The 18,231-nt window shown below is 70.2% G+C and carries 17 protein-coding genes and 1 tRNA gene; 7 read left to right on the top strand and 11 right to left on the bottom strand.

Annotated elements, in window-relative coordinates; genetic code table 11:
• Window positions 1-28 precede the first annotated feature (28 nt).
• From pknB to LC438_RS00185, 7 genes are read right to left on the bottom strand one after another with little or no spacing between them, the layout of a single operon-like run.
• The gene (gene pknB, locus LC438_RS00215; RefSeq protein ID WP_223585452.1) at window positions 29-1,720 is read right to left on the bottom strand and encodes a Stk1 family PASTA domain-containing Ser/Thr kinase; all 1,692 of its coding nucleotides are present in this window, start codon (window positions 1,718-1,720) and stop codon (window positions 29-31) included.
• 58 nt (window positions 1,721-1,778) lie between these two features.
• Window positions 1,779-3,518 (bottom strand): protein kinase, encoded by a 1,740-nt coding sequence (locus LC438_RS00210; protein WP_105673424.1) that lies wholly within the window; start codon window positions 3,516-3,518, stop codon window positions 1,779-1,781.
• Window positions 3,515-4,972, bottom strand: coding sequence for a penicillin-binding protein 2 (locus tag LC438_RS00205; protein WP_105673425.1), 1,458 nt, complete (start codon window positions 4,970-4,972; stop codon window positions 3,515-3,517). Before LC438_RS00205 ends, LC438_RS00210 begins: the two co-directional genes overlap by 4 nt.
• Window positions 4,969-6,354: an FtsW/RodA/SpoVE family cell cycle protein gene (locus LC438_RS00200; protein WP_105673426.1), complete on the bottom strand. Its 1,386-nt coding sequence runs from the start codon at window positions 6,352-6,354 to the stop codon at window positions 4,969-4,971. The genes LC438_RS00205 and LC438_RS00200 overlap by 4 nt, the downstream gene beginning before the upstream one ends.
• Complete coding sequence (locus LC438_RS00195; RefSeq protein WP_105673427.1) at window positions 6,351-7,643, bottom strand: PP2C family serine/threonine-protein phosphatase; 1,293 nt, start codon at window positions 7,641-7,643, stop codon at window positions 6,351-6,353. The genes LC438_RS00200 and LC438_RS00195 overlap by 4 nt, the downstream gene beginning before the upstream one ends.
• Window positions 7,644-7,650: 7 nt before the next feature.
• Window positions 7,651-8,166 carry an FHA domain-containing protein gene (locus LC438_RS00190; protein WP_105673428.1) on the bottom strand — a complete coding sequence of 172 codons (516 nt, stop codon included), beginning with the start codon at window positions 8,164-8,166 and terminating at the stop codon, window positions 7,651-7,653.
• Window positions 8,167-8,197: 31 nt separating this feature from the next.
• Complete coding sequence (locus tag LC438_RS00185) at window positions 8,198-8,926, bottom strand: DUF3662 and FHA domain-containing protein (protein ID WP_223585451.1); 729 nt, start codon at window positions 8,924-8,926, stop codon at window positions 8,198-8,200.
• 433 nt (window positions 8,927-9,359) lie between these two features.
• Here LC438_RS00185 and LC438_RS00180 point away from each other — a divergent pair.
• Window positions 9,360-9,442: transfer RNA gene (locus LC438_RS00180), tRNA-Leu, on the top strand.
• 97 nt (window positions 9,443-9,539) lie between these two features.
• Entirely contained in the window at window positions 9,540-10,241 is a 702-nt protein-coding gene (locus LC438_RS00175) for a 4'-phosphopantetheinyl transferase (RefSeq protein WP_223585450.1), read from the top strand.
• An 11-nt stretch (window positions 10,242-10,252) separates the two neighbouring features.
• Here LC438_RS00175 and LC438_RS00170 read toward each other — a convergent pair whose 3' ends face one another.
• Together LC438_RS00170 and LC438_RS18705 are read right to left on the bottom strand one after the other, a co-directional pair.
• The gene (locus LC438_RS00170; RefSeq protein WP_105673430.1) at window positions 10,253-10,810 is read right to left on the bottom strand and encodes a dihydrofolate reductase family protein; all 558 of its coding nucleotides are present in this window, start codon (window positions 10,808-10,810) and stop codon (window positions 10,253-10,255) included.
• 75 nt (window positions 10,811-10,885) lie between these two features.
• Window positions 10,886-12,094 (bottom strand): M23 family metallopeptidase, encoded by a 1,209-nt coding sequence (locus LC438_RS18705; protein WP_223585449.1) that lies wholly within the window; start codon window positions 12,092-12,094, stop codon window positions 10,886-10,888.
• Window positions 12,095-12,312: 218 nt separating this feature from the next.
• Between LC438_RS18705 and LC438_RS00160 the strand changes: the two genes are divergently transcribed.
• From LC438_RS00160 to LC438_RS00145, 4 genes are all read left to right on the top strand, one after another.
• Window positions 12,313-12,918, top strand: coding sequence for a hypothetical protein (locus LC438_RS00160; protein ID WP_223585448.1), 606 nt, complete (start codon window positions 12,313-12,315; stop codon window positions 12,916-12,918).
• Between the two features lie 122 nt (window positions 12,919-13,040).
• Window positions 13,041-13,652, top strand: coding sequence for a copper resistance CopC family protein (locus LC438_RS00155; RefSeq protein WP_105673432.1), 612 nt, complete (start codon window positions 13,041-13,043; stop codon window positions 13,650-13,652).
• 11 nt (window positions 13,653-13,663) lie between these two features.
• Entirely contained in the window at window positions 13,664-14,200 is a 537-nt protein-coding gene (locus LC438_RS00150) for a copper chaperone PCu(A)C (protein WP_105673433.1), read from the top strand.
• Window positions 14,200-15,426, top strand: a complete 1,227-nt coding sequence (locus LC438_RS00145; protein ID WP_223585447.1) for a Dyp-type peroxidase — start codon at window positions 14,200-14,202, stop codon at window positions 15,424-15,426. Before LC438_RS00150 ends, LC438_RS00145 begins: the two co-directional genes overlap by 1 nt.
• A 117-nt stretch (window positions 15,427-15,543) precedes the next feature.
• Here LC438_RS00145 and LC438_RS00140 read toward each other — a convergent pair whose 3' ends face one another.
• Window positions 15,544-16,344, bottom strand: coding sequence for an SDR family oxidoreductase (locus tag LC438_RS00140; protein ID WP_223585446.1), 801 nt, complete (start codon window positions 16,342-16,344; stop codon window positions 15,544-15,546).
• Between the two features lie 98 nt (window positions 16,345-16,442).
• Between LC438_RS00140 and LC438_RS18700 the strand changes: the two genes are divergently transcribed.
• Window positions 16,443-17,045 (top strand): TetR/AcrR family transcriptional regulator, encoded by a 603-nt coding sequence (locus tag LC438_RS18700; RefSeq protein ID WP_223585445.1) that lies wholly within the window; start codon window positions 16,443-16,445, stop codon window positions 17,043-17,045.
• Between the two features lie 64 nt (window positions 17,046-17,109).
• On the opposite strand, the gene LC438_RS00130 is transcribed toward LC438_RS18700, so the two are convergent.
• Window positions 17,110-18,213: an ROK family transcriptional regulator gene (locus tag LC438_RS00130; protein WP_223585444.1), complete on the bottom strand. Its 1,104-nt coding sequence runs from the start codon at window positions 18,211-18,213 to the stop codon at window positions 17,110-17,112.
• Window positions 18,214-18,231: the final 18 nt, after the last annotated feature.

The raw sequence follows: 18,231 nt of genomic DNA, 5'->3' as shown, positions 1-18,231 counted from the left end.
CGCTCAGCGACCGGTCACAGCAGCGCGATCAGCCCGCGGAGCCCGTGCAGTAGCGCAGTTCGATCGGCGAGCCGACGGCCACGTCACCGGGCGCGGAGGACATCGAGACGACCGTCGGCGGATCCGTCGCGGGGCAGTCGGAGAGCTCGACGCCCGTCGGGGTCAGTCCGATCTGTTCGAGCTGCGTCTTCGCGGCATCCAGGGTCCAGCCGGTGACATCGGTGAGCGTGACCCGACCGCTCGCGACCACGAGGTTCACGACGGTCTTGGGCGCCACCTCGGACTCGGCCTTCTCGCTGGCCTCCATCACCGTGTCGGCGGCGAGGCTCTTGTCGTTGCGCTGGATCACCGTGCCGAGTTGCAGGCCGGCGGCGGACAGGGCGTCTTTCGCGGCCGAGAGTGACAGGCCCTTCAGGGTCGGCACGACGACCGTCTCCTTGCCGGAAGAGACGTAGAGCGTGATCTCGTCGCCCTCGGCGACGGCCACCCCCGCCTTGGGATCGGTGCGGATGACGTTGCCCTCGGCGATCTCGGAACTCGATTCGAGCACGACCTTGGCTGTCAGATCGAGATCGCTCAGCGCATCCTGAGCGCGCTCCGAGGCCACGTCGATGAGGTTCGGCACGGTGCGCGCCGTCACAGGTGCGTCGTCGGTACGGCTGATCGTGATCACCCAGAACAGGATGGATGCCAGGAGCACGGCGAGCAGCGCGACCCCTGCCCAGATCCACGCGACCGGCGGTCCGGACTGCGTGCGGGCCATCGTGGTGTCGGTGCTGAGCTGGCGGAGCGACCGCGCGGTCTCCTGCGCCTGCTTCGGACTCGGTCCGTACAGCTCGCTGGTGAGTGCGCCGAGCTCCTTGCGGCTCGGGGCACGGCCCGCGACGGCGGCGTCGAGCGCGGCACGGAAGTGCGCGGCATCCGGGTAGCGCTGATACGGGTCCTTCGCGAGGGCGCGGAGCACGATCGGGTCGAGGGCGCCGGGGGAGTCCTCGTTCACCTCGGTCGGCGGCACGGGGGTCTCGCTGACGTGCTGATAGGCGACGGCCACGGGGGACTCACCGCGGAACGGCTGACGTCCGGTGAGCAGCTCGTAGAGCACGACGCCGGTCGAGTACAGGTCGGCACGGGCGTCGACGGGCTCGCCCTTGGCCTGCTCCGGCGAGAAGTAGGCGGCGGTGCCGATGATCTGCGTGGTCTCGGCGACGGTCGACGAGGAGTCGGACACGGCCCTCGCGATGCCGAAGTCCATGACCTTGACCTGGCCCTTGTCGGTGACCATGACGTTGCCCGGCTTGATGTCGCGGTGCACGACACCGGCACGGTGCGAGTAGTCCAGGGCCTCGAGGATGCCGTCGGCATAGCGCACCGCGTCGTCCGCGGGCACAGGGCCTGCGGAGATGATGTCCTTCAGCAGCGTGCCGCTGATGAGCTCCATGACGATGTACGGCACGACGAGCGAGCCGTCGCCCTCGGTCTCGTCTCCGGCGTCGTACACGCGCACGATCGACGGGTGCGACATGCGCGATGCGGCCTGGGCTTCGAGCCGGAACCGCGTGCGGAACGCTGTGTCGCGTGCCAGCTCGGGGTCGAGGATCTTGATCGCGACGTCGCGACCGAGCGTCAGGTCATAGCCGCGGTACACCTTGGCCATGCCGCCGTGCCCGATGAGCTCGTCGACGCGGTACCGACCCGCGAGAACACGTGGCTCTGTGGACACGTACTGACCCCCTGATACGACCTGATGAAACTGCTCTCAGCCTACGATGCGCTAGCCGTCAACCTGCTGAATCGCTGCCGCCGGTCTCAGCCGCGGGCAGGATCACGGTGGACTGGCCCTGCGGCGAGACGTCGGAGGGACGGTCTCCGCAGAACGCGCGATACGTCGCGGTCACGACCTGACCGGCCTTGCCGGTGTCGACCGTGAACGTGGTGCTGCGCGTGTTCTGGTCGAAGCTGCTCGTCGTCTTGCCGCCCGTGAACGTGCCGTTCGTGAGGGTGACCTCGTAGGACGACAGGTTCGGGGTGCCGGACGGGCACGTGAAGTTCGTCCAGTTCAGCGTGGCAGTGCCGCCCTCGATGATCGTCGTCGCGGCCGAGAACGTCGGAGCGTTCTTGGGCTGGCCGATCGGCGTCTGGCCTGCGAAGGAGGTCATGCTGATCGCGGATCCGGGCTCGAGCAGACCTGTCGGGCTGACACGCTCGACAGTGCCGACCTGTTCGGGGGTCGGAGCGGGCGTCGTCCCCACGTCGCACGACGGGACGAGTCCGGCCTCTGTGGCGATCCGGATCGCTTCGTCGCAGCTCAGTCCGACCAGACCCAGAGAGGCGACGTCGACCGGGGCCTTCGTAGGCTCCGGCGTCTCGGACTTCGTGGGCTTCGGCGTCTGGCTCGCCGAGGTGGACGGCGTCTTCGACGGGTCGGCGTCTCCGCCGCCCTTCGGGCCGAACAGCGCCCAGAGTCCACCGCCGAGGACGATGACGAGCAGCGCGATGAGCGCGATCAGCGGCCAGGTCCAGGGGCTGCGCTTCTTCTTCCCCTCCTCCTCCTCGGCGACGTCGTCGCCGGTGGGCAGGGTCGCCGTGGTGGGCAGGATGCGCGTCGCGCCGTCGTCTCCGGATGCCGTCAGCATCCGGGTCGCGTCGTCGGCGATGCCGCCGTTCGCGATGGCGGGAACGGCGATCGCGGCCGAGTTCAGGTCGCCCCGTCGCAGCGCCTGTGCGGCACGGGCGACGGTCGCGGAGGACGACGGGCGATCCGCCGGCTTCTTCGCGATCATCGCCATGACGAGGTTCTGCACGGGGATCGGCACGGTCGGCGGCAGCGGCGGGGGCTGCTCGTTGATCTGCGCCATCGCGATCGCGACCTGCGACTCGCCCGTGAACGGACGCTTGCCCGCGAGGCACTCGTACGCGACGATGCCGAGCGAGTACGTGTCGGTCGCCGGAGACGCCGGGTGACCGGAGGCCTGCTCCGGAGAGAGGTACTGCACGGTGCCCATGACCTGACCCGTGGCGGTGAGCGGCACCTGGTCGGCGATGCGCGCGATGCCGAAGTCGGTGATCTTGACACGGCCGTCGGGCGTGATCAGCAGGTTTCCCGGCTTGATGTCGCGGTGCACGAGGCCGGCCGCGTGCGCGGCCTGCAGAGCGGATGCCGTCTGCGCGACGATGTCGAGCGTCTTGTCGGCGCTCAGCGCGCCGTCGCGTTCGAGGATGGTCGACAGAGCCTCGCCGGGCACGAGCTCCATGACGAGGTAGGCGCTGCCGTTCTCCTCGCCGTAGTCGAAGACGCTCGCGATGCCCTCGTGGTTGACGAGAGCAGCGTGGCGCGCCTCCGCGCGGAACCGCTCGAGGAACCCGGGGTCCCCCATGTACTCGTCCTTGAGGATCTTGATCGCGACGGTGCGTCCGATGACGTGATCCGTCGCCTCCCACACCTCGCCCATGCCGCCGATCGCAATACGCGACTGCAGCTCGTAGCGACCACCGAACGACACACCCTGCGTCGGTCTCATCTGCCCAGCACCGCCTCTATGACCTTCTTCGCAATCGGAGCGGCGATGGTGTCACCGCTTCCGGACTGACCTTTTCCGCCGCCGTCTTCGACGACGACCGCAACTGCCACCGCGGGGTCGTCCGCCGGCGCGAAGCCGGTGAACCACAACGTGTGCGGCTTGTTTCCGTTCTCTGCGGTACCGGTCTTACCGGCCACGTCGATCCCGTCTATTCTTGCACCCTGCGCCGCTCCCGTAGCGACGCTCGCCACCATGGCGGCGGTGACCTGATCGGCCACGCTCGCGTCGACTGCTCTGCCGAACTCGCTGTCGTCGTACGACCGGATGACCGACAGGTCGTTTCCGATCACGGCATCCACCATGTGGGGGTTCATGACCACTCCGTCGTTCGCGAGCCCAGCCGCCACCATGGCGATCTGCAACGGCGTGGCGGTGACCTGACCCTGACCGAAACCGCTGAGCGCGGTCTGCGGGTCGTTGAGCCCCCGGGGGTAGCTGGACGGGGTGGAGGTGAGCGGGGTGTCGAAGCTCTGGTTGAAGCCGAACTTCTCGGCCATCTCGCGGATCTTGTCGTCGCCGAGGGCGACGGCGAGCTCCGCCATCGGGATGTTGCAGCTGAGGCGCACGGCCTCCGCGATCGTCACCGTCGGGCCGTCACCGCCGCACGTGCCGCCCCACGCGTTCGAGACCGTGTTGTCGGAGCCGGGCAGCTGATAGCGCGCGGGGTTCGGCAGCGTCGATTCCGGCGTCCAGTCGCCGCTCGCGAAGGCCGCCGCGGCCACGACGATCTTGAACGTCGACCCCGGAGGGTTGAGGTCTCCTGCGATCGCGCGGTTCGACAGGGGCTTCGACGGGTCCTGCTCGAGCTGTGCGAACGCGGCGTTCGCGGCATCCGCGTCGTGCGTGGCGAGGAGGTTCGTGTCGAAGCCGGGCGTCGACACCATCGCGAGGATGCGTCCGCTCTTGGGCTCGATGGCGACGACGGCGCCCTTGAGTCCCTGCAGTCCCTCATAGGCGGCGCGCTGCGCTGCCGTGTTCAGCGAGAGCTCCACGCTGTAGCCGGTCTGCGGCTGACCGCTGACGATCCGCTCGATCTCCGAGAAGAACGCGTTCGAGCCCGTGCCGGAGAGGTCGGTGTTGAGGGCCTTCTCGATGCCGGTGCGGGAGTCCAGCGGTGCGCTGAAGTAGCCGGTCACGGGCTCCCACATGGCGGCATCCGTGTACACGCGCTGGAACTGGTACATGTCGTCGCTCGGCACGGACGACGCGATGGCGACCCCGTCGACGATGATCGAACCGCGCTGGATCTCGTAGCTGTCCAGACGCGTGCGCTTGTTGTTGCCGTTCTGGGAGAGCGCGTCGGCGTCGATGACCTGGATCCAACTGGTCGCGGCGAACAGCGAGATGAACATGAACAGCATGACGATGCTGAGGCGGCGGAGTTCCTTGGTCATCCGATCACCGTCCTCGGCTGGGAGCGCACGGCATCCGAGATCCGCAGCAGCAGCGCGACGATCAGCCAGTTCGCGACCAGCGAGGAGCCGCCGGCGGCGAGGAACGGGGTGGTGAGTCCGGTGAGCGGGATGACGCGGGTCACGCCGCCGACCATGATGAACACCTGCAGCGCGATCGTGAACGACAGCCCGGTGGCGAGCAGCTTGCCGAAGTCGTCCTGACCGGCGAGGCCGATGCGGATGCCGCGGCTCACGAACACCATGTAGAGGCAGAGGATCGCGAACAGCCCGATCAGGCCGATCTCCTCGCCGAGGCTGGTGATGATGTAGTCGCTGTGCGCGAGCGGGGTCACCTCGGGGCGGCCCTGACCCCAGCCGGTGCCGATGAGTCCGCCGTGGGCGAGGCCGAACAGCCCCTGCATCGGCTGGTACCCCTCCTTCTCGGGGTTCACCTGGCTCGGATCGAACAGGAACAGCCAGTTGATGAACCGGCCGTGCACGTAGCTGAGCACCTGGGTGGCGACGACGGCTCCGGCGAGCACCAGGCCGAGGCCGATCAGCACCCAGCTGGTCTTCCCTGTGGCGACGTAGAGCATCGCGACGAACATGCCGAAGATGAGGGTTCCGGTGCCGAGGTCGCGCTGGAACACGATGATGCCGAGCGAGATCACCCACACCACGAGCACCGGTCCGAGTTCGCGCATGCGGGGCCAGGTGATGCCGAGGACGCGCGTGCCGACCGAGGTCAGGCTCTCCCGCGTGCGCACGAGGTAGCCGGCGAAGAAGATCGCGAGGCAGATCTTGGCGAGCTCTCCCGGCTGGAAGGCGAAGTTGCCGCCCAGCGACACCCACACCGCCGCGTTCGCGTCGGGGATGCGCAGGCCGGGCACGAACGGCAGCAGCAGCAGCACGATGCCGGTCAGGCCGAAGATGTACGTGTACCGGAAGAGCACGCGGTAATTGCGGAGCAGGATGACGGTGGCGATCGCCCCCGCGAGGGAGATCGCCGCCCACGCGAGCTGCTTCGTGGAGAACGCGCCCCAGCCCGTGTAGGCCTTGGCGATGTCGATCCGGTAGATCATCGCGATGCCGAGTCCGGTCAGCAGCGTGGCGATCGGGAGCACGAACGGATCGGCGTCGCGGGCCACGGCGCGCAGCACGAAGTGCAGGGCGAACGCGAGCACGGCGAGCCCGCCGCCGATCGCGAGGATCATCGGGTCGACCGTGCCGAGGGCGCCGAGCTGCACGAGGGTCAGCGACGCGCCGCTGATGACGATGGCGAACAGCAGCAGCCAGAACTCCCGGTTGCGCTGCGTCTGCGGCATCCGGATCCCGCGCAGCGCCTTGATGACGCTGGTATCAGCGGCGACGTCGACGCTCATCCTGCGCCCTCCGTCGGAGTGGGCATCGGAGTGGGCAGGGGCGTCTGCTGGATCGCGTTCGCGTCGGCTCCCGCCTGGAGGCGCGCGACGATGGCGTCGGCATCCGACAGGGAGCGGGCGTTGATCGTACGCTCCACCGATGCGCGCTGGTACTCGGGCAGGTCGGCGAGCAGGATGTCGGTGTCGCGCACCGGCGTCGACAGCGTGATCGGCCCGATGTTCTGCTGCACGCCCTGGAAGATCACGACGCTGTCCTCGTCGGCGCCGATGAAGTAGCGCGTCTGGGTCCAGCTGTAGGCGGCGAAAGCGGCGATGCCCAGCATGACGAGCACCAGCAGCATCCCGGCGATCCAGCCGAACCGGCGGCGACGTGCGCGCCGACGGTCTTCCTGGATCAGCTCCTCGAGGTACTCGGGGGCCGGTTCGAAGTGGCTCGGCTCGTTCGCCGCCTGGCGCACCGGGTGCAGCCAGTTGCTGAGCGCGGACCGGGCGGCCGGGATCGCGATGTTCGACGGATTGGAGGCCGATCCGACGATGGTCGGCGTGCCAGACGAGATCGCGTGCTGTCCGCCCACGTCGACGAGCACCATCGTGACGTTGTCGGGGGCGCCGCCGTCGAGCGCCTGCTTGAGGAGGCTGTCGGCCGTGCGGCCCGGAGCCATGCCGAGGCGCATCGCCTTGAGGATGTGGGTCTCGTCGACGACGCCGGAGAGCCCGTCGGAGCACAGCAGCCAGCGGTCGCCCGGCAGGGTGTGCATGACGAACATGTCGAGCTCGGGGTCGGCGTCCATGTCGCTGAGCACGCGCATGAGCACCGAGCGCCGCGGGTGGTAGCGGGCCTCTTCCGGCGTGATGCGGCCCGAGTCGACGAGCCGCTGCACGAAGGTGTGATCGGCCGTGATCTGCGTCAGCGCGTCGTCGCGGAAGAGATAGATGCGCGAGTCGCCGATGTGGCCGATGACGGCGTAGTCGTCGACCATGATGATCGCGCTGAGCGTGGTGCCGAGTCCGGCGAGCTCAGGGCGGTCCTTCGCGGCGCGGATCAGGTCGCCGGCGGCCGTCGTGGCCGCGGCCTGCAGCGACGCCTGCGCGTCGTCGGTCGAGGCGTACGCCTGGTCGAGGGGCTCCATGCGCTGGATGGCGATGCTGGAGGCGACGTCGCCGCCCGCGTGTCCGCCCATGCCGTCGGCGACGACGAACAGGTTGGCTCCGGAGTATCCGGAGTCCTGGTTGTTGGAGCGGACCTTCCCGGTGTGGGAGATCGCGGCGCTCGAGCCCTCGAAGACCATACGCGCGTCAGGCCCGCAGCTCGAAGGTCGTGGCGCCCACCTTGACGGGGGTGCCGAGCGACAGCGGCACCGAGGAGCCGGTCACGCGTGTGCCGCCGACGAAGGTGCCGTTGGTGGAGTCGAGGTCCTGGATCGCCCAGTTGTCTCCGCGCAGCAGGAGGCGCGCGTGGTGGCTCGAGGTGTAGTCGTCGCGGATCACGAGAGACGACTCGCTGGAGCGGCCGATCGACAGGCTCTCCCCGTTCAGCGGGAGCTCGAGCCCGGTCTTGGGACCCGACGTGATCACGAGGCGCTTGGCCGTGGCGATCGTCGCGGGGCCGGTCGAGGGCTTCGCGGATGCCGGCTTCGCCGCGGGTGCGGGCGCCGGAGCAGCGGATGCCGCGGCTGCGGCCTGCTCGGCGGGGAGCTTGCGCACCTTCACGCCGAAGAGATCGGCACGCAGCGAGTAGACCACGGCGAACACGAAGAACCACAGGAGGAGGAGGAACCCCAGGCGCAGGAGGAGGAGAGGGAGCTCTGCCATCAGATCGTCCCTCCCGCCGGGATGCGGGCGCTCATCCGAGTGCCCCGAACGCGCGGGTGGCGTCGTCGTCGCGCGGCCGCGCGGGGCGGGACGGGGCGGCGACGGGGATGATGCGGAAGACGAGGTCGGTGCGTCCGATCGTGATCGTCGTGTCGGTCGGGAGCGCGGCCTCGCGGACCTTCGTGCCGTTGACCTTCGTGCCGTTGGTCGAGCCGAGGTCGCGCATCATGGCGCGCTCGCCGTCCCACAGGATCTCCACGTGCTTGCGACTGGATCCGGCGTCGGCGATGGTGATGTCGGCATCCGTTCCGCGTCCGATCACGGTGCGCGCGCGGGTGATCGAGTGGCGGCGCCCGTCGACGTCGACGACGGCCTGCCAGCTGACGCGGCCCTCGACCGTGCCCGAATCGACGCGGACCGTGCCGGTCGCGACCTTCTCGTCGGCCTCCAGCGTGATCGCGAGCGGGCCGGCGAAGCTGTAGCCCTGCGACTTCGCGTGCGCCGTGAGCAGCGCGTGCAGTTCATCGGTCAGGGCGCCGCCGAGACCGAGCATCCGCTCCGCATCGTCGGGGCTGAGCCGTGCCACATAGCTGTTGGGCGCGATGATGCGGTCGCGGCTCACCACAGCCGCGTTGGTGTCGGCCTCGCGCCGCAGGGCGGAGGCGATCTCCACGGGCTGGATGCCGCTGCGGAAGGTCTTCGCGAAGGCGCTGTTCACAGCGCGCTCGAGACCCTTCTCAAAGCTGTCAAGTAGTCCCACTGGGCTCCTCTGGCATGCCGACCGGTAGGGACATCGTAGCCAGGTGTGCTGAGTGAACGCCGTTGTATGGCGGATTCGCAGGGATGTTGCGGGGGTTTGCGGGTGCGGCGGCGGTGTACGGTGCGCGGGTGTGGCCGCGGTGTGGTGTGCGGTGCGCGGGTGGTGCGGCGGTGTGGTGCGGCGGTGTGCTGCGGAGCCAGGCTCGCTTCGTCGGCGCCGATGCACGGATGTCGGCGCGCACCGGCTTGTTTCCGCAGGCATCCGTGATCTGCGCCGACAGAACGGACCGGGACGGATGGTGCGGACGGGCTCGGTCGGATGGTGCGGACGGGCTCGGTCGGATGGTGCGGACGGGCTCGGTCGGGCCGGTTTCTTCGCGGGGTGGATGCCGTGATAGCCTTGCGGAGTTGAATTCTTCGGAATGAGACGACTCGCGCGAGTGGCGGAATGGTAGACGCGCTGGCTTCAGGTGCCAGTGTCCGTATGGACGTGGGGGTTCAAGTCCCCCCTCGCGCACGCGAGATGAAGAGCCTCGATCGAAAACGATCGGGGCTCTTCGCGTTGTAGCCCGGGCGCGTCGGGGCCGGGCAGGGCATCTGCTATCAAGGGAGCTATGCCGCACGACGAATCGGACCCGCTCGGTCGTGAGGCTCCGATGACCCCGACGATGGCCGCGATCCTTCCCGACGGGGTGGCGTGCGCGGAGAGCGGGGATGAGACGGTCCTCGCGCGATTCGCGGAGGAGGAGCTGCTCGTCGCGGATGCCGTGCCGGGCCGTCGGTCGGAGTTCTTCGCCGGGCGCGAGTGCGCACGCCGCGCGCTGGGGGAGTTCGGGGTGCCGGATGCGCCGATCGGCCGCGTGGGGCGACGCCCCGTGTGGCCGGAGGGATTCGTCGGCAGCATCACGCACTGCGAGGGGTATCGCGCGGCCGCCGTCGCCCGGACGACGGACATCCTCACTCTGGGCATCGACGCCGAGCCGGACGCGCCGCTTCCGGAGGACGTGACCGATCTGGTGTCCTCTCCAGACGAGCAGGACGCGCTCAGGCGACTGCCCTCGGCCCCGTCGGACGTGCACTGGGACCGGCTGCTCTTCAGCGCCAAGGAGTCCGTCTACAAGGCCTGGTCGCCGATCACCGACGAGTGGCTCGGCTTCGAGGAGGTGAGCGTCGAGATCGATCCGTCTTCCGGAGTCTTCCTGGCGCGCCTGCTGCGGGATCCGTGGCGGTTGCAGGGCCGGAGCGTCTCGGAGATCGCCGGGCGGTGGACGCGGAGCAATGGACTGCTGCTCACTTGCGTCGTGATTCCTCGCTGAGGGGTCGGGCCTCACTCGCTCCGTCGATAGCGCATCGCGACGGAGCCGTTGCTGAGCGGCTGCGCCGAGATCAGCTCGAGCCGTCGAGTCTGAGGCAGCCCGTCCTGGAACAGCGTGGGGCCGTGCCCCGCGATCATGGGATGCAGCAGGAACACGTACTCGTCGATCAGGTCCAGCCGGTCGAGCTGCGTCGCGAGCGCACCGCTGCCGAGGAGCACTCCGTCGGGGGTCGCATCCTTGAGCTCCTGCACGGCGGTGCGCAGGTCGCCCGTGAGGTGGTGGCTGTTGGCCCAGGGGAAGTCGCTGCGCGTCGACGACACGACGTACTTCGGCTTGGCGTCCAGCTTGATCGCCCACTCGCGCAGCGCCGCAGGAGCATCCTCCTCGCCGCGGGCGACCGCCGGCCAGTAGCTCTCCATCATCTCGTAGGTCGTTCGACCCCAGAGCATGGCGCCGCCCTCGTCCATGAGGTGTGTGAAGTAGGCATGCGTCTCGTCGTCGGCGATGCCCTCCCGATGGTCGACGCAGCCGTCCAGGGTGATGTTGAGACTGAAGGTCAGGAGGCCCATGCGACGACTCTAGGCCGTGCGATCCCCGCTGTGCGAGGGGTTCTCGAGAGCCGCGACAGAGCCGCAGCCGGGTGCTTACCGGACGTTCGCGTCGAGCCAGGGGACGGGGTTGATCGGGGTGCCGTTGATGTGCACCTCGAAGTGCAGGCACGAGCCGATGGTGTAGCCGGTGGTGCCGACTCGGCCCAGGAACTGGCCGGCCACGACGCGGTCGCCGGACTGGACCGCCCTGGTGCCGTAGTCCATGTGCCCGTAGAGGGTCGATACGGCGGAGCTGCCGCCGAACTCGTGCTGCACCTGCACGGTCACGCCGTAGCCGCCGTAGCTGTCCTGCGACATCGTGACGACGCCGTCGGCGGCCGCGTAGATCGGGGTTCCGACGGGGGCGGCGTAGTCCTGGCCCATGTGGCTGCGACCGGGGCGGCTCGCGCCGAAGCCGTCGGTCATCGTGTACGAGCCGGCCGCCATGGGGATGATGACCTGGCCGGGCTGCGCGATCGGGACGATGCCGCTCTTCGCGGAGGCGGCGCTGGCGACGCGGATCTTCTCGATCTCGTCCGGGGTGGTCGCGGAGAAGTCGCCGCTCACCACGACGTCGGGCATGACGTCGGCGCTGGCCGTGTAGGTCTGGGCCTCGGCGCGGATGTCGGCCATCACCGACGAGGCTGCGGAGGCGGTGCCCGACTGCGCCATGCCCACGGCAGGCAGCGCGACGCCGCACACCAGGGTGGCGACGGCCAGTGCGGCCGTGGTCATCCGGCCGATCCGGCGTCGAGACGAGCTGCGCTCCGTGCGCGCGGCCACGGGAGCTGCGGATGCCGGGCGCGAAGCGGATGCCGTCGCACGCACGCGGCGCGGACGAGCCTTGCGGCCGCGGGGGCTGCGGGCGGCGGCCGGCTCGGCGGCGTCGGAAGCGGGGGAGGAGGAGGCGTCCTCCTCGGCCGAGGGGGCCTCGTCGTCTGCGGCGACCTCATCTGCCGGCGCCTCGTCGACCGAGGGAGCAGCGTCGGCCGCCGTCTCGTCGACCGAGGGAGAATCCACGGCCGGGGCCTCATCGACAGCATCCGCCGGAGCGGAGATGACGTCCTGCTCGGCGGGAGCGGGAGTCTCCTGCGGCTCTGCGGACTCGGCGGCGATGGTCGCGGCCAGCGTCACGACGGCGGCGGCCTGCTCGACGATCGGGGTCTGCTCCGTCACGACGGCTGCGGCATCCGGCGTCGCCTGGGCCCTGCGTCGGTCTCGTCGCAGCATGCCCGTCGGGACGACGGGGTCTGCAGAAGACACCTCGGTGACAGGCGTGGAAGACAGCGCGGTTTCGGGTGATCGCGAAGTGATGGTGAAGCTCCTCGGGAGACGGACGCGTCCGTTATCAAGTTGTAACCATAAGCGAAGAATCCGCAGGTCTCAAATCGAGAGCGGATGCTGTGCGGCGTCTATGCGTGAGGTATGCGCCGACCGGCCCCGTCCGGACAGGCGTCTCGGCTTCCTGACACAATGGACCCGTGCACGAGTCCAGGAAGCCGGCGGTTCTGCGCGGCTTCGCCGCATCGTCGCTGGCGATCTTCGCCGCTCTCGCCGGTCACCTGACCGGCGGCGGAACGATGCCGGGACCCCTCGGAATCCTCGTGCCCTGGCTGCTGTCGCTCATGGTGTGCGTGCTCCTCGCGGGGCGCCGGCTCTCGGTCGTGCGGCTGAGCCTCTCGGTCGCGATCAGCCAGCTCCTGTTCCACGTCCTGTTCGTGCTGGGCACGATCACGCCGACCGGCGCGGTCGGCGGCCACGTCCACGGCGCTCCGCTGCAGCTCTCGCCCACCGACGGACTCTCCGCCGCCGTCGCCGCCGACGGACTCATGTGGTTCGGTCACGCGATCGCCGCGGTCGTCACGATCCTCGCACTGCACCGGGGCGAACGGCTCCTGCTGGGCCTGCGCGATCTGGCGGAGCTCAGCATCCGCTGGTTGCGCCGTCGTGTCGACGCGCTCGTCGCCGCGCCCGCGCCCCTGAGCCCGCTCGCCGCTCCGGCATCCGACGAACCCGAGGCGCTCCGCGACCTCGCCCTCCGCTCACCTCTCCACGGACGCGCCCCGCCGGCTCCCACCGCCGTCTGATCCGCGCCGTCCGCCCTCTCGGGCCCGTGACGGCGGCACTGTCGCGTGCGCACCGGCCCGCCGGGCACGCGATCCGCGTCCGCGGCGTCGACTCCCGACGCCCGTCGAGAGGTCTGTCATCCATGTCCCCTGTCCGCAGATTCGCGGCGGGTGCACTGGCGGCGGCCGTCGTGATCCTCGCGACCGCCCTGCCCGCATCCGCCCACGACCAGCTCATCCAGAGCACCCCCGGAACCGACGAGCGTCTCGCCGCCCCTCCGGAGTCCGTCACGCTGACGTTCTCCGGAGAGCTGCTGATGCTCGGCGACTCGACGACGGGAGCCGTCGTGCTCCTCGTCGACGCCGAGGGGAAGAACTGGGTGTCCGGCGACCCGGTCGTGAACGGGAACACCGTCACGGCCGCCGTCGCAGAGGGCATGCCCGACGCGGGCTACCAGGTGCGGTGGCAGGTCGTCTCGGAGGACGGGCATCCGATCTCCGGCGTCGTGCCGTTCACCGTCGGGGACGGGTCTCCGATGGCGACAGCGAAGACGGATGCCGCGACCACCGACGCACCAGCGGATGACGCGGCGCAGACGGCCGACGAGGCCGACGGGATGCAGCGGACGCTGCTCGTCGGCGCCGGCGGAGCGGCCATCGCCGCTGCCGCCTTCCTCCTCTACAGATTCCTCCGTCGCCCCCGGGCGGCGGCCGCAGCGCCGGAATCCGGCGACTCTGCGGACACGCAACCGTGAAAGGCCATTCCATGAACACCGCACAGAAGTCCACCGTCCGTCTCACCGCCCTCATCGCCACGGCGCTCCTCGCTCTCACCGGCTGCGCCTCGACCGCGCCCTCGGCGGAGTCGTCGACGGCGCTCGCCGGGGACTCGGTCACGATCGAGGACGCCTGGGTCAAGTCCGCCGACGAGGGGATGTCGGCGGCCTTCGGCGAGCTCTCCAACAGCGGCGAGAAGGACGTGACCGTCGTCTCGGCGAAGACCGAGGCCTCGGGCATGGTCGAACTGCACGAGACCGTCGAGAACGAGTCGGGGGAGATGGTGATGCGCGAGAAGGACGGCGGCTTCGTCATCCCCGCCGGCGGCACGCTGACGCTCGAGCCCGGCGCGAACCACATCATGCTCATGGGCCTCTCGGCGCCGCTCAAGGCGGGCGACGAGGTGACGTTCACCCTCACCTTCTCCGACAAGTCGACCTACGAGTTCACCGCACCCGTGAAGGACTACACCGGCGCGAACGAGAACTACGAGGGCGGCGACGACGACGGCAGCATGAACCACTGATGCGCGCGCCCGCTGAGGGCGCTCGTGCCGGCCGCACCGGCTCCACCCGGCGGCAGTTCCTCCTCGGAGGGGCTGTCGCCGGTGTGGGCGCCGCTGCGGCGGTCGGCATCGACATCGCCCTGAATCAGAAGGCGGCTCCGGCCGTCACGCCGTCCGCGCCGATGAACGGCGACGAGAAGGTCCCGTTCCACGGCATCCACCAGGCGGGCATCGACACGCCCGCGCAGGCCCACGGCATGTTCCTCGCCCTCGACCTGCACGACACCACGGACCGCGAGGGGGTGTCCAGGCTGATGCGGATACTCACCGACGACGCGGCCCGGCTCACCCAGGGCGCCCCGGCGCTCGCGGACTCGGAGCCGGAGCTCGCCGCCAGCCCCGCCCGTCTGACCGTGACGTTCGGCTTCGGCCCGCGGCTGGTCGCGCGGGCCGGGGGCCCGGCCCCGACCTGGCTCGCGCCGCTCCCCGCGTTCGGGATCGACGCGCTGCAGCCGGAGTTCTCCGACGGCGACCTGCTGCTCCAGGTCGCCGGAGACGATCCGCTCACGGTCGCCCACGCCGCACGGATGCTGTTGAAGGACTCGCGTTCGTTCGCTGCGCTGCGGTGGACCCAGACCGGGTTCCGCCGCGCGTACGGCACCGAGCGACCGGGCACCACGATGCGCAACCTCTTCGGCCAGGTCGACGGCACGGCGAACCCCGAGCCGGGGACGGCGGAGTTCGACCGGGTCGTGTGGGCGGACGACGGCTGGCTGGCCGGGGGCACCGGCCTCGTCATCCGCCGCATCCGCATGGACCTCGACAAGTGGGACCGCCTCGACCGCGGGGGCCGTGAGGCCTCCGTCGGACGGACGCTGGGGAACGGCGCCCCGCTCACCGGAACCGCGGAGCACGACGAACCCGACTTCGAGGCGAAGACCACGATCGGATTCCCCGTGATCCCGCAGTTCGCGCACATCCGCCGCGCCCGCGGCGACGACGGGGAGAAGATCTTCCGGCGTGCGTACAACTACGACGAGAGGCCGTCGGGCGGCGGCATCTCGGAGTCGGGGCTCGTCTTCGTCTCGTTCCAGGCCGACGTCGAGCGGCAGTTCACCCCCATGCAGCGGCGGCTCGCCGAGCTCGACCTGCTCAACGAGTGGACCACGCCCATCGGGTCCGCGGTGTTCGCGATCCCGCCCGGATGCGCGGAGGGCGGCTTCATCGGGGAGACGGTTCTCCGCTGACCGCGGAGAGAACACGGATGCCGCGGCAGAGGTTGCTCTCGCTGCCGCGGCATCCCTGTGCTCGCGCTCATCGCCTGCGGGGTGTGCTCGCCTGCGGATCCGTGCCTGTGGCTGCGGTCAGCCCGGCATCCTGACGTCGTGCAGCACGCGTGCGCTCGTCAGTGCGGCGGCACGCCGGGACAGCAGACGGATGCCGAGAGCCATGAGGTGGTTGACGCGGCCGGAGATCACGCTGGGTCGGCCGTTGCTGCGATCGAGCTCGCGGAACGCGGTGTCGATCACCTGCTCGGGGGTCTGCTGCCGGCCGACGGAGGCGGCGTCGGTGCCGACCACGTCGAAGAACTCGGTCTTCGTCGCTCCGGGGCTCACCGCGAGGACGCGCAGTCCGGTGCCCCGCGCTTCGGCCCAGAGCGCTTCGGTGAAGCTCAGCACGAAGGCCTTGGTCGCGCCGTACACGGCCATGCCCGGCGTCGGCTGGTACGCCGCGGTGCTCGCGACCGTGACGAGGGCGCCCCGGCCCCGGAGCAGCTGGGGCATGAAGAGGCGGGAGAGCTCGACCAGCGTGCCCACATTGAGCTGGATCTCGCTCGTCATCCGCTCGGGGTCGACCGTGTCGAAGGCGCCGTGGGTGCCGAAGCCGGCGTTGTTGACCAGCGAGGTGACGCGGATGCCGCGGCGGTCGAGCTCCCCGTGCAGGGCGGCTGCCGCTCCGGCGATGCCGAGGTCGGCGGCGACGACCTCGACCGCGACTCCGGCGGAGGCGCGCAGCTCGGCGGCGAGGGCCTCGAGGCGGTCGACGCGGCGGGCCACGAGGACGAGGTTCGAGCCGCGGGAGGCGAATCGGCGGGCGAACTCGACCCCGAGGCCGGCGCTGGCGCCGGTGATGAGGGTGGTTCCACCGCGGAGATCGAGTGTCATGGTGCAGTCCTTCGGTCGTGTCGACAATGTAGGCAGTGACATCATTGTGCACGCGCTCTCTCTTGTTGTCAATGCCTACATCGAGATAGGATCGACGGGTGCCCCCGCAGCCCTATCACCACGGCGATCTCCGCCGCACGCTCCTCGAGGCCGCCAGGTCGAGCATCGAGAGCGACGGCGTCGAGGCCCTGTCGCTGCGGCAGCTCGCCCGTGAGGCCGGGGTCAGCCATGCGGCTCCCAGCCGGCACTTCCGTGACAAGCAGGCACTGCTCGACGCCCTCGCCGAAGACGGGTTCACCCGACTCGCGGCGGTGCTGGACGACGCCGCCGGCGTGGAGGCGACGACGGGGGAGAGTGTGCGGGGCCGGTTCGACGCTCTCACCGCGACCTACGTCGACTTCGCCCTCGAGCAGCCGATCCTGCTCGGCCTGATGTTCGGGATGAAGCACGCGCCCGACGCGCGCGCAGAGCTCATCGCGGCTGGTCAGGCGTCGATGGAGGTCACCGTGCGGGTCGTGATCGCGGCGCAGGAGAGCGGGATCATCCGCGCGGGAGATCCCCATCGCATCGCGCTCACGGCTTTCGCGACGTTCCACGGCATCGCGACTCTCGCCTCCGGGGGGCTCCTCGACGGCGTACCGGCCGCCGAGCTGGTCGCCGACGCGCGCGACCTGCTGTGGACCGGCATCCGCGCGGAGTGATGTACGGCGGGATCCCTGCGCTGCGGCGTCAGGGCGGCGGCCCCTCCGCCGACTGATCCGCGTCCTACAACCGCTCGAACGCCGCCTGCACGGCGACGGCTGCCGCTCCGCGCGCCCACGCGGTGAAGCCGCTGTCGTCCACGTGCAGCCGCACCGGAGAGGCCCGCAGGTCACGACCAGCGGCGATCTCGGCGCGCACGGCACCCTCGGCCACGGCGAACAGCCCCATGCCCTCGCCGGCGAGAACGATGTCCGCGTGGGTCGTGAGATTGGCGGCCAGGGCGACGAGGCGCCCGAGCGCTCGGGCGCTGGCGTCGACGATGGCCGCGGCCGCGGGGTCGCCGCCGGCGGCGAGAGCGAGGACCTCGTCGTAGCCCACCGGTCGCTGGAGAGCGGTCGTCGCCTGTGCGGCGATGGATGCTGAGCCGAGCATCGCCTGCGCGCAGCCCCTGTGCCCCTCGGAGCACAGGGGGCCGTGTGGTTCGAGCGGCACGTGAGCGGCGAGGCTGATCCCCGAGTCCGCGTTGCGCACGACCTCGCCGCCGGAGACGACCTCGTACCCGACGCCGGCGCCGATCGTGATCACCGCGAAGCCGTCGAGCCCGCGGACGACGCCGAACCAGCGCTCGGCCTCGGTCAGGGCGATCAGATCGTTCTCGATGCGCGTTGGCAGGCCGGTGGCCGCGGTGACGAGCTCGCCGAGAGGAACGTCCTCCCAGTCGAGGAACGGCCCCCAGACCACGGTGCTGCCGTCGGTGATCCCGCCGACGCTGATGCCGACGCCGACGGGGGCGTCGCTGTCGCCGACGAGCCGCGTCATGGCATCGACGATGGTGTCGACCACGTCGGAGGGCGCGTGCGACCGCAGCGGCAGCACCACCTCGCCGAGCAGCTGCGCCCGGACGTCGGTGAGCACGCAGTGCGCGTCGCCGCCCGTGAGCTTCACTCCCAGGAAGGTGCCGACGGCGGGCGAGACGTCGAGAGGGCGAGAGGGGCGGCCGACGCCGTCGACCACGTCGTCGAGCTCGACGAGGATGCCGCGGTCGACGAACGGCTTCGTGAGGCGGGTCAGGCTCGCCGGAGACATCCGCATCCGCACGGCCAGGGCTGAACGGGAGATCGGGCCGTGGATGAGGACCGTGCGCGCGACGGTGGCCTCCGTGCTCATGACACCTCCATTGATTTC

Source organism: Microbacterium sp. OVT16B (assembly GCF_019969705.1).
Lineage (GTDB): Bacteria > Actinomycetota > Actinomycetes > Actinomycetales > Microbacteriaceae > Microbacterium > Microbacterium natoriense.
This window is presented reverse-complemented; position numbering and strand designations above follow the sequence as displayed.

What these genes read in the sequence shown, in the direction of transcription:
- LC438_RS00130 (WP_223585444.1), bottom strand. Translation starts at nt 18,213, where the DNA reads ATGAGCACGGAGGCCACCGTCGCGCGCACGGTCCTCATCCACGGCCCG.
- LC438_RS00175 (WP_223585450.1), top strand. Translation starts at nt 9,540, where the DNA reads ATGCCGCACGACGAATCGGACCCGCTCGGTCGTGAGGCTCCGATGACC.
- LC438_RS00210 (WP_105673424.1), bottom strand. Translation starts at nt 3,518, where the DNA reads ATGAGACCGACGCAGGGTGTGTCGTTCGGTGGTCGCTACGAGCTGCAG.
- LC438_RS00155 (WP_105673432.1), top strand. Translation starts at nt 13,041, where the DNA reads ATGTCCCCTGTCCGCAGATTCGCGGCGGGTGCACTGGCGGCGGCCGTC.
- LC438_RS00195 (WP_105673427.1), bottom strand. Translation starts at nt 7,643, where the DNA reads ATGGTCTTCGAGGGCTCGAGCGCCGCGATCTCCCACACCGGGAAGGTC.
- LC438_RS00170 (WP_105673430.1), bottom strand. Translation starts at nt 10,810, where the DNA reads ATGGGCCTCCTGACCTTCAGTCTCAACATCACCCTGGACGGCTGCGTC.
- LC438_RS00205 (WP_105673425.1), bottom strand. Translation starts at nt 4,972, where the DNA reads ATGACCAAGGAACTCCGCCGCCTCAGCATCGTCATGCTGTTCATGTTC.
- LC438_RS00190 (WP_105673428.1), bottom strand. Translation starts at nt 8,166, where the DNA reads ATGGCAGAGCTCCCTCTCCTCCTCCTGCGCCTGGGGTTCCTCCTCCTC.
- LC438_RS00200 (WP_105673426.1), bottom strand. Translation starts at nt 6,354, where the DNA reads ATGAGCGTCGACGTCGCCGCTGATACCAGCGTCATCAAGGCGCTGCGC.
- LC438_RS00150 (WP_105673433.1), top strand. Translation starts at nt 13,664, where the DNA reads ATGAACACCGCACAGAAGTCCACCGTCCGTCTCACCGCCCTCATCGCC.
- LC438_RS00140 (WP_223585446.1), bottom strand. Translation starts at nt 16,344, where the DNA reads ATGACACTCGATCTCCGCGGTGGAACCACCCTCATCACCGGCGCCAGC.
- LC438_RS00145 (WP_223585447.1), top strand. Translation starts at nt 14,200, where the DNA reads ATGCGCGCGCCCGCTGAGGGCGCTCGTGCCGGCCGCACCGGCTCCACC.